This is a genomic window from Cellulomonas sp. ES6 (assembly GCF_030053835.1).
Classification (GTDB): domain Bacteria; phylum Actinomycetota; class Actinomycetes; order Actinomycetales; family Cellulomonadaceae; genus Cellulomonas.
This window is the reverse complement of sequence record NZ_CP125655.1, coordinates 3177421-3191434: the sequence shown is the minus strand read 5'-3', so window position 1 is coordinate 3191434 and position 14014 is coordinate 3177421. Positions and strand designations below refer to the sequence as shown.

The following is a 14014-nucleotide window of genomic DNA, read 5'->3' as shown; positions in this document are numbered from 1 at the left end:
AGGAGCGATGATCAGGAGGCCGCGCCCGGCCGTCGAGCGCCGGGCACCGCACCCGGACCGGCCGCGCCGCGCGACCCCGGTTCCGGCGGGACGACGCGCCCTGCGCGCCGGGCTGTGGACGGTCATCGTGCTCTGCGGCCTCGCCTACGCCACGTCGCTGGCGGTGCCCCTGTGGTTCCAGGCCAACGGCCAGCGCCTGCTGATCGTCACGTCCGGCTCCATGTCCGGGCCCGAGCAGGGCTCGTTCGACGCCGGCGACGCCGTCGTCATGCGGCGCATCACCGACCCGTCGCAGCTCCGGATCGGGCAGGTGGCCACGTTCTGGCCCGCGGGGTCGGACCAGCTCGTGACCCACCGGATCATCGCGCTGAGGAACCTGCCGGTGCTGCGGCAGGACGAGGCGACCGGCCGGATGGTCCAGCAGGACGACCCGGTGACGGGCGAGCCGCTGACCCGGCCGTACATCTTCACCAAGGGCGACGCGAACGCCGAGCCCGACCCCGACGCCACGCCCCTGTCGCAGGTGCGCGGCATCATCCTCGACGTGCACCCCCGCTGGGGCTGGGTGCTGGCCTGGGCCGGCTCGGCGCAGGGCCGGGCCGCGATGCTCGTGCCGCCGCTCGCCGCGCTCGCGTCCCTGGAGCTGCTGTCCCTGCTCGACGACCGGCGCGCCCGCCGCGCCGCGGGCGACCGGCGGGCAGCCGCCCGGCAACACCGTGACGATGCGCTCCTCCTCGGCTGACACCCGCGGCCACGCCGGGCCGCGCGAGCCCGTGCTGGGCAGGCGCACGCGCGCCGTCCTCACCGCGCTGCTGGTCGGCGTCGCCGTCGTGGGGCCGGCCGTGGGGATCGCGTCCGCCCGGTTCGGCGCCGCGGACGCCGTGACGATCTCGATCACGGTGACGCGGACCGACCCGGCTCCCGGCCCGACGACGACGGGCCCGACGGCGGGTCCGACGACGACGGCACCGGAGGCCTCCGGACCGGCCACGACCGCGCCCTGACCGGAGCCCGGGGGCGCCGCACCTCCGCGCCGTCGCCGCACGGCCGCGATGCCGGGCGGGGCCGCACGCCGCCGGCCGACCCCGGTCCGTCGGGTCGCGCCCCTGCGTCGACCCGACCGGCCGGGAGCCGGCCGACGCGTCCCAGGGTCGCGCCGGTCCCGCGCCGTCGCATCCGGAGTAGCGTCGCCGGCATGGCGGGCGCCGGGACCGCCCGGGGCGGGCGGACGAGGCGCGGGGAACCGTTCGCGGACCGCGCGCGGGCCGGTGCCGCGCTCGCGCGGGTGCTGGCGGGCGACCCCCGCCTGACGGATGCCGTCGTGCTCGCGCTGCCGCGCGGCGGGGTACCGGTGGCCGGCCCCGTCGCCGCGTCGCTCGGGGCGCCGCTCGACGTCCTGGTGGTCCGCAAGCTGGGCCTCCCGGGGCACCCCGAGCTCGCCATGGGGGCGCTGGCCGGGATCGCGGGGGACGTCGTGGAGGTCCGCAACGACGCCGTGCTGCGCGCCGCCGGCGTGAGCCCGGACGCGTTCGCCGAGGTCCGGGCCGCGGAGGCGGCGGAGCTCCGCCGGCGCGAGGCGGCCTACCGCGGGGACCGCGCACCGCAGGCCGTCGCCGGCCGCACGGTGCTGGTGGTGGACGACGGGGCCGCGACGGGCGCCAGCGTCCGGGCCGCGGTGGCGGCGCTGCGACGGCAGGGCGCGGCCCGGGTGGTCGTCGCGCTGCCGGTGTGCCCGCCGGACACCGCGCGGCTGCTGGCCGCGGAGGCCGACGGGCTGGTGTGCCTGCGCGAGCCGACGGTGTTCGCGGCGGTCGGTCAGGAGTACCGCGACTTCGCCGCGACGCCCGATGCGGAGGTCTGCCGGGTGCTCGACGCCGCCCAGGTACGCGGGGCCGAGCGGTCCGGCCCGCCTAGCTGAACCCGATGGCGCGCTGCGCGACGCGGTACGCCAGCACCGACACCCGGCGCCCGGCCGCCCCGGGCAGGTTGCAGATCTGTCCGAGGGCGGACCAGCGCACGCGGCGGTAGAGCCAGGGGTCGGCGGCTCGTAGGCGGTCCCAGAGGCGGTCCTTCTCGGTGAGGGACTCGCGGGTGCCGGCGCGGATGAGCAGGATGGAGGAGACCGCGCAGGTGATCTCGAGGTAGTGCAGCAGGTAGCGGCGCAGGCGCCGGTCGCTCACGGGGGTGCGGGAGACGTGCTCGAGCATCAGCCAGTTCACGCGTAGCTGCTGGTCCAGGCGGCGCAGCATGACGGTCTCCTGCACGGACTGGTCGGGCCGGCCGATGAAGTACCGGTAGAGGTCGACGTCGAGGTAGTACAGGGTCCGCACGGCGTGCAGGGGGACCAGGGCGTAGAGGTTGTCGACGTAGAACGTGTGCTCGGGCAGGCGCAGCCCGACCTGGCGCAGCACGGCGGTGCGGTAGGTCAGCGCGTGCATCATCAGGTACTGCCGTTTGGCGAACCGGCCGGTGGCGTCCCAGCCGATGACCCGCCCGCGCGGCAGGGCCCCGGCGTAGCGCACGGCGGTCTTGGTGCGCTTGCCGACCTTCTCGTAGACGAAGTTCGCCACCAGCAGGTCCACGTCCTGCCCCCCGGTCCGGAACCCGCGCAGGGTCGTCAGGACCTGGGCCAGGGCGTCGCGGTCGAGCCAGTCGTCGGCGTCCACGACCTTGAGGTAGTCCCCGCGGGCGTGGTCCAGGCCGGCGTTGATCGCCGACCCGTGCCCGCCGTTGGGCTTGCGCAGCAGCCGCACCAGGCCGGGGAACCGGTCGACGTACTCGTGGGCGAGCACCGCGGTGCCGTCACTGGAGCCGTCGTCGACGACGATGACCTCGAGGTCCGGGCCGAAGTCGACCAGGGAGTCCAGCGCGCGGGCGAGGTAGTCCTGGGCGTTGTAGGCCGGGACGACGACGGTCAGCAGCGGGCTCGTCACGACGTCCGCACCTCCCCGGCGTCGGCGTCGGCTGCTGCGGCCGGCGCCGCGACCTCCGGGACCTGCTTGAAGATGACCTTGAAGATCGGGAAGAACACCCAGAACGAGATCGCGGCGTTGATGATCATCGTGACGAAGTCCGCCAGGGTCTCCCCCGTGCCGCCCAGACCCCACGTCTCGATGAACAGGTCGTAGATCGGCGTCTTGTACAGGCCCTGCGCCGCGGCCGCGAGGATCGTGATCGCCACGTACGCGATGGCGTACCAGGCCGCGGCCTTGCCGACCGAGGTGTTCGACTTGAACGTGATGTTCCGCTGGGCGAAGAAGTTGATCACCTGCGCCACCAGCAGGGTGATCTGCACGGCCAGGAAGTATGCCAGCCCGCCGCCGCCCGCCGGCAGGGCGCCCGCGGCGTAGTCGAACACGAAGTACTGCGAGCCGTCCGGGTTGGACCCGACGGGCCAGACCTGGAACGCGGTGTCGACCAGCGACGTCATCCCGAACAGCCACTTGATCAACGGCATCAGCGCGAGCTGCAGCACCGTGATGCCGTTGCTCAGCAGGAAGAACACGACGAACTGGGCGACGCCGGGGCGCTTCTCGGCGAACCGACGCCAGGCGTCGCGGAGGCGGGTGATCATCGCAGGTCTCTCTCGTTCGGGTGGGACGCAGGCACGGTCAGGCGCTGCGGCCGGGGGCGTCGCCGGCGAGCTGCCGGGCGGTGCGCCGGTTGGCGCGGCGGTTGCGGAGGAAGGCGCGCACCGTGGCGCCCGTCCCCGAGAAGAGGTGGCCGTTGACGATGCGGACGATCCCGTCCACCGTCGCGGCGTCGACCATGCCGTTGGTCATCTTCCCGATCGCGCGGAACGGCATGTTGAGCAGGAACAGGATGTTGAGGTCGGGCTTCCCGCGGCCGTCCGCGACGTCCCGCCGCCACGCCAGCACCCGGTACGCGAGACGGGCGAGCGGCGAACGGGCGCCGGCCATCGCGGACAGCGGGTCGTTCACCGTCAGCGGCCCCGACCACGCCGCCGACGGCAGCGGCCGGCCCAGCAGCGCGGCGAAGTCCGCGTCCGGCACGTCCTGCACGTCGCCGGTGCGGTAGCGCTCGGGCAGGTCCTCCGAACGCGCCGGGACGGTGCCGGCGACCTCGATCTCGGCCGACAGCGGCAGGTCGTCCACGTGCGCACCCGCCAGGACACGCCACGTGCCGGACTCCACCTGCCAGGCCCCGGACGCGACGTCCCAGTGCCGGAACGCCGCCTCCCCGAGCGGGACCGTCACGGTCGCGGACTCCCCCGGCTCCAGCTCGACGCGCGCGAACCCCGCGAGCGTCCGCGCGGGACGGTGCACCCCGGGCGACACCCGGGACACGTACACCTGCACCACGTCCGCGCCCGCCACCGGGCCGGTGTTGGTCACCGTCACCGTCGCGGCGTCCGCCGTCGCCGACAGGCCGGAGTGCGCGAACGTCGTGTACGACAGGCCGAACCCGAACGGGAACGCCACCGGCACGCCGGCCGTCGCGTAGTACCGGTAGCCGACGTACAGCCCCTCCCGGTACTCCGCCGTCCGACCCTGCGCGGGGAACGTCCCGGCGGTCGGGGTGTCGGCCAGCACCACGGGGACGGTCTCCGCCAGGTGGCCCGAGGGGTTGACGACGCCCGTGAGGACGTCGAGCAGCCCGCCCGCGCCCGCCTGCCCGGCGAGGAACCCGTGCACGAGGGCCTGCGCGGACCCGAGCCACGGCACCTCCACGACGCCGCCGCCCGCCAGCACCACGACCGTGCGGGGGTTGACCTCGGCGACCGCGCGCAGCACCTCGACCTGCGCGGCGTGCAGCGCGAGGGTCGAGCGGTCCAGGCCCTCGGACTCCGCGATCTCGTCCAGGCCGAGGAACAGCAGGGCCACGTCGGCGCCGCGCGCCGCCTCGACGGCCTCGGCGCGCAGCGCGGCGTCCGGGGTGCCGTCGCGCCGGAACCCGGCGGCGAACGCCGTCATCTCCAGCCCCGAGTCCCCGATCACGTCGAGCACCGAGTCCAGCCGGGTCGGGTTGACGGCCGAGGACCCGGCGCCCTGGTACCGCGGCGTGCGGGCGAAGTCGCCGACCACGGCCACGCGGGTCCCGGGCGCCAGCGGCAGCAGCGCGTCGTCGTTCTTCAGCAGCACCGCGGAGCGCGCGGCGACCTCCCGGGCCAGGGCGTGCTGCTCGAGCGGGTCCACCTCCGGCGCCGGGCTGCGGCGCGCGTCGGCGACCAGGCGCAGCACCTCGGCCGCACGGGCGTCGACGTCGGCCTGCGTGATCCGGCCGGTGCGCACGGCGTCGACCACCTGACGCGCGGAGTCCAGGCCCGCGGCGGGCATCTCCAGGGTGCCCCCGGCGGCGACCGCGGCGACCACGTCGTTCGAGCCGCCCCAGTCGGAGATCACCGCGCCGTCGAAGCCCCACTCCTCGCGCAGGACCGTGCCCAGCAGGAACGGGTCCTCATGCGCATACACCCCGTTGACCAGGTTGTACGACGACATCACCGACCGGGGACGGGCCTGCGTCACCACGATCCCGAACGCCGACAGGTAGATCTCCCGCAGCGTGCGCTCGTCCACCACGGAGTCCGACACCATGCGCCGCAGCTCCTGGGAGTTCGCCGCGTAGTGCTTCGGGCACGCCGCCACCCCCCGGGACTGGATACCCCGCACGTACCCCGCCGCCATCCGCCCGGCCAGCAGCGGGTCCTCCGAGAAGTACTCGAAGTTCCGCCCGCCCAACGGCGAGCGCTTGATGTTCAGGCCCGGGCCCAGCAGCACGTCCACGCCCTGCGCCGCGGCCTCCGCACCCAACGCAGCACCCACCCGCTCGGCCAGCTCCACGTCCCACGTGTTCGCCACCGCCGCCGCCGTCGGGAAGCACGTCGCCGGCTGCGACGCCGCGATGCCGAGGTGATCAGCCGCACCCAGCTGCTTGCGTACCCCGTGCGGACCGTCCGCCAACCACAACGACCGCACCCCGTGCCGCGGCAGGTCCCGGCTCTCCCAGACCGTCTTGCCCGTCAGCAGCGCAGCCTTCTCCAGCAGCGTCAGGCTCTCGGTCGTCACGTGGGTCCCGCCCCCGGAGGTGGTGGCGGCGTCCTCGCCGTGGAGTCGCACGGTGTCTCCTTGGTTGCTGGAGGGCGACGTCGTCGTCCCTGACTGCTCGCGGGGTGCGACGGAGCGCCCCCGATTGAAGGCTGCCGCCGTCGTGCGGCCGCGCGGGGCGCGGGTGCACGAACCGTCGTCACCCGCGCATGAATGGTCATCGCCCGAGGTCACGGCCCCGTCGGGGCTCGCGTCGGGCAGCACGCACCGCCCCGGCGGCGCGACGGCCGCGGGGTCGTGCGCGGTGGGGCTCCCCCGTCAGGCCGGCGGTGGTGGGCGCCACCGGCCTGACGGGGAGCGTGGTCGGGGTCGTCCCGGGGTGCGGGGCAGCGCACCCCGGGACCCGCCCGGGTCGGCCTGCTACCGGCCGTCGGCCCCGCGGCCGGCACCGGCGACCGCCGGCTCGCCCGCGGCGGCGGGCTCGCCCGCCCCCCGGTGCCGCAGCACGCGCCGCGTCACCAGGAACGCACCGGCCAGCAGCAGCAGGCCCATCACGATCGTCGCGATGATCTGGATGTACACCCAGGTCGGCGGCGTGTAGGACACCGTCGCCCCCGGAGCGAGCCCGTTCATCGCGTTGGAGTTGGCGACCGTGTACAGGATGTGGTGCGTCGCCGTCCGGATGTCCGTGACCGCCTTGGCCGACGAGGTGTCCGCGTAGGACTTCGACGGCTGGAAGGTCAGGGTCAGGTCCGTGCCGGCGCTGATCGCCTGGTTCGGGTTCATGTACGGGTACAGGTTGAAGTCCGTGATGGCGAAGCCCTCGAACCCCCACTCGCCCCGCAGCACGTTCGTCATGAGCGCCTCGGAGCCGCCGGCCCACGTCGCGCCGATCCGGTTGAACGAGCTCATGACCGCGGTCGAGCCGACCGTGGTGGTCGAGCGCGTGCCCTCGTCGTCGGACAGGTACGACACGTCCATCGTGACGCCCTTGACGGCCATCTCGAACGGCTTCAGGTAGAGCTCGCGGATCGTCTGCTCCGTGGCCCAGGTGGCGATGCCGTTGTTGACGCGGTTGGTCTCCTGGTCGTTCAGCGCGAAGTGCTTGAGCGTCGTGTACACGCCCTTCGTCGCCGCGCCGTTGGAGACCGCCGTCATCATCGAGCCGGACAGGTACGGGTCCTCCGAGTAGTACTCGAAGTTGCGGCCCGCGAACGGCGAGCGGTGCAGGTTCGCCGCCGGGGCGTACCAGCCCTGGACGTTCTTCGCGAGCGCCTCGTTGCCGATCATCTGGCCCATGGCGTGGCCCAGGTCGACGTCCCACGTCTGCGCGATGAGGAACTCCGACGGGTACGCCACGCCGTTGACGGACGCGTTGATGAACGAGGAGAACCCGGCCGGGCCGTCGAGCTCGGTGGTCGCCGGCTTGCCGATCGAGCCGATCGCCGGCGTCTGGTAGGCGCCGTTGAGCTGCATGTCGGTCATCTCGCCGACCGTCAGCGAGTCGAGCAGCTCGTCCCACTTCGGGTCGTCGAACGCCAGGCCCCGCAGGTCGATCAGGGACAGGTCGGTGCCCGCGCCGGTCGTGGGCATCTCACCCTCGAACGCCTCGGCGGCCGCCTCGTGGTCCCAGGCAGCGAAGCCGGCGGCCACCGCGTCGTCCGCGACGAGCTGGTCGGCCGTCGGGGCCGTGGGGAACGTGCCGGCGAAGTCCGCGCGGGACATCGACAGGATCTTGCCGTCGGTCGGCTCGGACACGAACTGCGCCGAGACGTCGTCGAACTGGTTCGTGACCTCGGCGGCGTCGCTCGCGCGGTGGTTCTCGCCCGAGTACACGACGTCGGAGTCGACCGTGTAGGTGAACGGCTCGGTGCCCGCGGCGACCGTGTGCGAGTCGGTGCGGACGGTCAGCTCGTAGTCGCCGGCCTCGAGCACGTAGGCGGCGGCGTCGGCGTAGTCGTACGACGCCATGTCCTCCACCGCGATCTCGATGGTGACGGACTCGCTCGCGCCCGGCTCGATGACGCCGGTCTTGTCGAACCCGCCGAGGACGACCTCGGGCTTCTCGATGCCGCCCGGGGTGTAGGGCGCCGAGTAGTAGAGCTCCACGACGTCGCGCCCGGCCACGTCACCGGTGTTGGTGACCTCGACCGTGACCGCGATCGTGCCGTCCACGTCCCCGGCCTGGGTGTCGGTGACCTCCCACGCGAAGTCCGTGTAGGACAGCCCGTACCCGAACGGGTACACCACGGCCTCGTCGTAGTCGATGAACCCCTCGACCGCCGCGGTCTCGTAGTACCGGTAGCCGATGTAGATGCCCTCGGCGTAGTTCACGAACGGCGCCTCGTCGGTCACCGTCGCGTTCGACGTCGCCGTCTCGATCGAGGACACCGGGTACGACACCGACAGGTTGTCGTACAGGTACCCCCCGAAGTTCTGGAACGTCGGGTCGGCCGTGAAGTCCGCCGCCCACACGTCGGCGGTCCGACCGGACGGGTTGACGTCACCGGACAGGATGCCGCCCAGGGCGTTGAAGCCCGTGGCGCCCGGGGAGCCGGCCAGCAGGATCGCGTCGACCCCGGCGTCCTGCTGCAGCGAGCCCATCTCCATCGTGGTGGACGCGTTGACGACCACGACCACCGTGTCGAAGCTCGACGTCGCGAGCGCGATCAGGTCCTTCTCGTCCTTGTTCAGCTCCAGCTGGTGCTGGCCCGGCTCGGCGTTGTCGTCCCAGTCCGTCATGTCGCGGGTCAGGTCACCGCCCTCACCGCCCGGACGGCCCAGGTAGACCACGGCGGCGTCGGAGTAGTCCGCGAACGAGGCCGCCTGGGCCTCGTAGCCGTCCACCGGCATCTCGCCGATCGTGTAGGAGGACGCGGCCGGGTTGTCCATCTCGATGTGACCGCGCGGGTTCTCCGCCGCGAACGCCTCGATGGCCGAGTAGACGGCGTCGTTGACCTCGAAGCCCGCGTTCTCGAGCCCCTGGCGCGCGTCGACGGCCGTCGTGGTGTCGACCGAGCCGGAGCCCGCACCGCCGAAGACCGGGTCCGCGGCGGCGCGGCCCAGCATGGTGACCTTCGCGCCCGCGGCCAGCGGCAGCGCGGCCTGCTCGTTCTTCGCCAGGACGATGCCGGCGCCGGAGATCTCCTCGACGAGCGCCTTCGCGGCCTCGTCGACCTCGTCGATGCCGTCGTAGTCCGAGCTGTAGTACTCCGTGTCCCAGTCCGCCGACTCGGCGGAGTTGGTGAACTCGTACGTCCCGGAGCCGAGCTGGGACGCGACCCAGCCGCCCGCGACGACCAGCGCCACGTTCGCCACGACCGTCACCACGGTGAGCAGGGCGAGCACGGGGACCCAGATCCCCAGGAACTTCTTGTTCGACATCCGCTTCTTCGCGCGGTCGGCGTTCTTCGCCCTGGCGTTCACTGCAGTCCTCCTCGAGTGCGGCCGGCGATCAGGTTAGGTGCGGGTTCCGGGTCGTCCGGACGGGCCGGACGATCGGTCGTTTCTGCGGCACGGACCGTCGCCGTGCGCGTGCGCCGGCCCCCTCGGGCGGGCGCACGCGCGCGACGGTCGGCCGGTACCGTCCGCTACTCGGTGACCTCGGTGATGGTGCCGTCCTGGTCGATCTGCCAGGTCTGGCCGGTCGCGGCGGAGTCGCCGTCGATCGTGTACTTCCCGCCGTCGATGGTGATGGTCCCCTGGATGCGGGACGCGGCGTCGGAGTAGGTGTAGGGCACGACCAGCAGGCCGTACTTCACGGTCGGCGCCTGCACGTCGCTCGCCAGCATGATCTGGGCCCAGGAGTCGTCCTCGGCCAGGGCGTCGGCGACGGCCTTCCGGGCGTTCTCCAGGTCCTCCGCGATGTCGGACTCCGACGCCGCCTGCTGCTCGGACGAGGTCCCGCCGGTGCTGCCGCTGTCGTCGCTGCCGCACGCGGCCAGGCCGAAGACGCCCGTGAGGGCGACCACGAGGGAGAGGCCGGTCGTCAGGGCCTTGTTGCGCTTCACGTCGTTCGCTCCTTGGTGAGTGCTGGCCGCGGGCCCACCCCGCGGCCGGTCCCGCCCGGGGCGGCCGGCGTGTGCCGACCGCCCCGGGGAGGCGGGACGGGTCAGTCCGTGACCGGACCCGCGTAGTTCAGGCCGAAGCCGAACTCGTAGGCGTTGCCCGCCGAGTCGACGTACGGCTCCGTGTCCTCCTGGACGTCCTCGAGCTGCTTCTCGACCGCGTCCATGGACGCCGGGAAGCCGATCGGCAGGCGGCCCTGCGGCTCGTTGAGGCCCATCGCGGTCTCGATGAGCGCCTGGTCGCTGACGCCGAAGCCCACGAGGATCGCGTCGGACTTCGCCTCGAACTCGGCCGGGACGGTCGGGTTCTTCGCCTTCAGGACGGTGATGACCGGGATGTCCTTGCCGGACGCCTCGACGGCGGCCACGGCCCGCTCGAACGCGTCGAGGTCCGACTCGTTCGAGGTCCGCGACGTGTGGCCGAAGTACGACCGGTTCTCCTGCGTGCCGTCCGGGAGGATGTCGCCGGAGATCGAGACCTTCCGGACGTTCTCGCCGTCAGCCGTGTAGGGGCGGTACTGGAGCGACAGCGGGTACCACTCGCCGGTCTCCTCGTCGTGACCCGAGTTCGCGAACACGGCGCCGCTGCTGGGGCTGTCCATGCCGACGAGCACCAGGTCCACGTCGGACAGGTCGGGAGCGGTGTAGCTCGTGACCTTGCCGTCCGCGTCCTCGACGGCCTCGTCCGTGACGACCTCCGCGAAGTACTGCTCGGCGATCTCGACGGTCAGACCGGGACCCTCGCTGTACTCGCCCGGGCCGAACAGGCCGGCCTGCCCGGTGTCGAAGTTCCGCGGGATGTAGACCGTCTTGTCGGACCAGTCGCCCGCCTCGGCGGCCGCGATCGTGTCGGCGTCGTTCTTCAGCATGACCACCGAGTCGAGCTGCGCCTGGTAGCCGGCGTCGAGCTTGTCCTGGCTGGCCACGACCTCCTTCGAGTGCTCGAGGTCGAGGTACGGGTTCTCGTACAGGCCGGGCTGGAACAGCATCGTGAGGATGCGGGTGCCGGACTCCTGGAACCGGGTGTCGGCGTCGACGTCGTTCTCGCCGGCCTCGAAGTCGGCCTGCCACATGTCGTACGCCGCGAGCACCGGCTCGACCGCGTTGTTGCCGCCGAACATGTCGACGCCGTTCTTCAGGATCGCGTAGTGGCGCTCCTCGACGGTCAGGTCGTCGGCGCCCCAGGAGGTGCCGATGAGCGCGTCGGGGTCGGTGTTCCCGCCCGCCGTCACGCCCCAGTCGGTGACGACCACGCCGGTGAAGTTCTCCCGCAGCAGGCCCGTGCGGTACGAGTCGTAGGCGCTGCCCATGCGGTCCCCGCCACCGAGCGGCTGGCCGTCCGCGTCGAGCGCGACGGAGTAGGCCGTCATGACCGCGGCGGAGTCCATCGCACCGAGGAACACCTCGGCGTGCGCGTCGAAGTTGTCACCCGGGTAGACGCCGTACTTGCCGGCCTCGGTGTGCGACTCGCGGCCGCCCTCGCCCGGACCGTCACCGGCCCAGTGCTTGATCATCGCGTTGACCGACTCGGAGCCCCAGCCCTCGGTGCCCGGCGTGGTCTGGAAGCCGTCCACGTAGGCCTTCGCCATCTCGCTCGCGAGCTCGACGTTCTCCCCGAACGTGCCGTCGACGCGCAGCCAGCGCGGCTCGGTCGCCAGGTCGATCTGCGGGCTCAGCGCGGTGCCGATGCCCAGGGCGCGGTACTCCTCCGACACGGTCTGCGCGAACGCGGTCATCGTCTCGGTGTCGAACGTCGCCGCGAGGCCCAGGTTCGACGGCCAGCGCGAGATGTCGCCGGACGCGTTGTAGTTGCCGCCGCTCTCGGCGGTGGAGCGCGGGTCGGAGCTGAAGTTCACGGGGACGTACGGCTCGTCCTCCGTCGCGAGCTCCTCGGCGTACGCCTGGAGCTGGTTGGACCAGGTGACGTTCGCCTCGACGTCGTTCGGGCCCGCGTTGAGCACGTTGCGCAGGCGCGACTGCGACATGTACTCCTTCTGCGCGTCCGTGATCCCGTCCGCGGGCGAGCGCTCGTGCGAGCTGAACAGCATGAGGCCGGCGATCTGCTCGATCGACAGGTCCCCGGCGAGGTCGGCCGCGCGGTCCTGCGCGGACTCCCGCCAGTCCTCCCACGTGTCGAGCTCGCCGTTGCCGTTCATGTCCTTGAACGCGAGCTCCTGGCCGTCGACCTCCTCGGTGAGCAGCTCGATGCCGCTGTCCTTGCCGTACGACAGGACGGGGCCGTCGCCCGGGTTGGTGACGACGACGAAGTCCGTCGTGCCGTCGGAGACCTCGCGGGTGGTGAAGGAGCTGCCTGCGGAGCTGTCCTCGTCGGAGGAGCCGGGCGAGCACGCCGTGAGGGCGAACAGGGCGGCCCCTGCGACGACCGCCGCTCCCTTGACGTATGCCGTTCTCGTTGTCTTCATCGACCTTCCCTTGTCGTCTGTCGGCCCTGTCAGCGCCCGGCCGGGCCGCTCCGTCATCGGGGCGGTCCGGGCGGCACGTGCGCGACACAGCGCAGTGAGCGAACCGATCGCGGCCCCTGGACGTCCTGGTCCTCGGTGCCGCGAGCGTCACGCTAGGAACCGGCCCGCCGACGCAGGGGCCCGGGTGCACGGACGGTCGCTTTGCGTCCACGAACAGTCCGCGAGATCACGAGGAGGTCACGGCCCGGTCACGGCATCCGGGGCCGTCGTGACCTGCCGGGAGGCCGGCGCGGGAGCTGCGCGGGCCGCCCTACACTCGACGCGCGCCCGCGGACGCCGGCGCTCCCCCGCACCGGAAGGCCGCCCGCATGGACCTGCTCGTCGTCGGGGCCGGTCTGTTCGGGCTCACGGTCGCCGAGCGCGCCGCCGAGGCCGGCCTGCGGGTCGCCGTCGTCGAGCGGCGCGACCACCTCGGCGGGAACGCCTGGAGCAGCGTCGACCCGGGCACCGGCATCGAGGTGCACCGCTACGGCTCGCACATCTTCCACACCTCGAACGAGCGCGTGTGGCAGTACGTGCGGCGGTTCACCGGGTTCACCGACTACCGGCACCGCGTGTACTCGACGCACGCCGGCACGGTGTACCCGCTGCCGATCAACCTCGGGACGCTCAACCAGTTCTTCTCCGCCGCCATGGGGCCGTCCGAGGCCCGCGCGCTCGTCGCCCGGCAGGCCGCCGAGGTCGACGCCGCGACCGCCGCGAACCTCGAGGACAAGGCGATCTCGCTGATCGGCCGGCCGCTGTACGAGGCGTTCGTCCGCGACTACACCGCCAAGCAGTGGCAGACCGACCCCCGCGAGCTGCCCGCGTCCGTCATCGCCCGGCTCCCCGTGCGCTACACGTACGACAACCGGTACTTCTCGGACCGCTACGAGGGCCTGCCGACCCACGGCTACGGGGCCTGGTTCGAGGCGATGGCGTCCCACCCGCGCATCGACGTGCACCTCGGGACCGACTTCCTCGACGACACCCAGCCGCTGTCCCGCGCCGCCGCGCGCGGGCAGGTGCCGGTCGTGTACACCGGGCCGGTCGACCGGTACTTCGACCACCACGCCGGGCCGCTGGGCTGGCGGACGCTCGACCTGGAGACCGAGACGCTGCCCGTCCCCGACTTCCAGGGCACGAGCGTCATGAACTACGCCGACCTGGACGTGCCGTGGACCCGGATCCACGAGTTCCGGCACTTCCACCCCGAGCGCGAGGACCGGCACGCCGCGGACCGCACCGTCATCATGCGCGAGCGGTCCCGGTTCGCCGGACCGGACGACGAGCCGTACTACCCCGTCGCCACCGCGCAGGACCGCGAGCGGCTGCGGGTGTACCGGGAGCTCGCCGCCGACGAGCCGGGCGTCCACCTCGGCGGGCGGCTCGGGTCGTACCTGTACCTCGACATGCACATGGCGATCGCGTCGGCGCTCTCGCTGTGGGACTCCGGGGCGGTCACCGCCGGCGTCTGACC

Annotated in this window: 10 protein-coding genes; 4 read left to right on the top strand and 6 right to left on the bottom strand. The window is 72.8% G+C overall.

The window, feature by feature from the left end:
* Window positions 1–7: 7 nt before the first annotated feature.
* From P9841_RS14890 to P9841_RS14880, 3 genes are all read left to right on the top strand, one after another.
* Complete coding sequence (locus P9841_RS14890; protein WP_283319420.1) at window positions 8–742, top strand: S24/S26 family peptidase; 735 nt, start codon at window positions 8–10, stop codon at window positions 740–742.
* Entirely contained in the window at window positions 723–1004 is a 282-nt protein-coding gene (locus P9841_RS14885; protein WP_283319419.1) for a hypothetical protein, read from the top strand. Before P9841_RS14890 ends, P9841_RS14885 begins: the two co-directional genes overlap by 20 nt.
* A 191-nt stretch (window positions 1005–1195) precedes the next feature.
* Window positions 1196–1918: a phosphoribosyltransferase gene (locus tag P9841_RS14880; protein WP_283319418.1), complete on the top strand. Its 723-nt coding sequence runs from the start codon at window positions 1196–1198 to the stop codon at window positions 1916–1918.
* Here the strand turns inward: P9841_RS14880 and P9841_RS14875 are convergent.
* The 6 genes from P9841_RS14875 to P9841_RS14850 form a co-directional block, all read right to left on the bottom strand.
* Window positions 1911–2933, bottom strand: a complete 1023-nt coding sequence (locus tag P9841_RS14875; protein ID WP_283319417.1) for a glycosyltransferase family 2 protein — start codon at window positions 2931–2933, stop codon at window positions 1911–1913. The two genes, P9841_RS14880 and P9841_RS14875, sit on opposite strands and share 8 nt — an antisense overlap.
* Window positions 2930–3574 (bottom strand): hypothetical protein, encoded by a 645-nt coding sequence (locus tag P9841_RS14870; protein WP_283319416.1) that lies wholly within the window; start codon window positions 3572–3574, stop codon window positions 2930–2932. Before P9841_RS14870 ends, P9841_RS14875 begins: the two co-directional genes overlap by 4 nt.
* A 37-nt stretch (window positions 3575–3611) precedes the next feature.
* Window positions 3612–6077, bottom strand: a complete 2466-nt coding sequence (locus P9841_RS14865) for a glycoside hydrolase family 3 C-terminal domain-containing protein (protein ID WP_283319415.1) — start codon at window positions 6075–6077, stop codon at window positions 3612–3614.
* A gap of 348 nt (window positions 6078–6425) precedes the next feature.
* On the bottom strand, window positions 6426–9431 hold the full coding sequence (locus P9841_RS14860) for a glycoside hydrolase family 3 protein (RefSeq protein ID WP_283319414.1): 3006 nt from the start codon (window positions 9429–9431) through the stop codon (window positions 6426–6428).
* A gap of 164 nt (window positions 9432–9595) precedes the next feature.
* Entirely contained in the window at window positions 9596–10015 is a 420-nt protein-coding gene (locus P9841_RS14855) for a hypothetical protein (protein ID WP_283319413.1), read from the bottom strand.
* A gap of 101 nt (window positions 10016–10116) precedes the next feature.
* Window positions 10117–12495, bottom strand: coding sequence for a glycoside hydrolase family 3 protein (locus P9841_RS14850; RefSeq protein ID WP_283319412.1), 2379 nt, complete (start codon window positions 12493–12495; stop codon window positions 10117–10119).
* 368 nt (window positions 12496–12863) lie between these two features.
* On the opposite strand from P9841_RS14850, the gene glf reads away from it, so the two are divergent.
* The gene (gene glf, locus P9841_RS14845; RefSeq protein WP_283319411.1) at window positions 12864–14012 is read left to right on the top strand and encodes a UDP-galactopyranose mutase; all 1149 of its coding nucleotides are present in this window, start codon (window positions 12864–12866) and stop codon (window positions 14010–14012) included.
* Window positions 14013–14014: the final 2 nt, after the last annotated feature.

Bases quoted from the DNA above. Each gene is read 5' to 3' on its own strand.
- P9841_RS14890 (WP_283319420.1), top strand. From the start codon at position 8: ATGATCAGGAGGCCGCGCCCGGCCGTCGAGCGCCGGGCACCGCACCCG.
- P9841_RS14885 (WP_283319419.1), top strand. From the start codon at position 723: ATGCGCTCCTCCTCGGCTGACACCCGCGGCCACGCCGGGCCGCGCGAG.
- P9841_RS14880 (WP_283319418.1), top strand. From the start codon at position 1,196: ATGGCGGGCGCCGGGACCGCCCGGGGCGGGCGGACGAGGCGCGGGGAA.
- P9841_RS14870 (WP_283319416.1), bottom strand. From the start codon at position 3,574: ATGATCACCCGCCTCCGCGACGCCTGGCGTCGGTTCGCCGAGAAGCGC.
- P9841_RS14850 (WP_283319412.1), bottom strand. From the start codon at position 12,495: ATGAAGACAACGAGAACGGCATACGTCAAGGGAGCGGCGGTCGTCGCA.
- glf (WP_283319411.1), top strand. From the start codon at position 12,864: ATGGACCTGCTCGTCGTCGGGGCCGGTCTGTTCGGGCTCACGGTCGCC.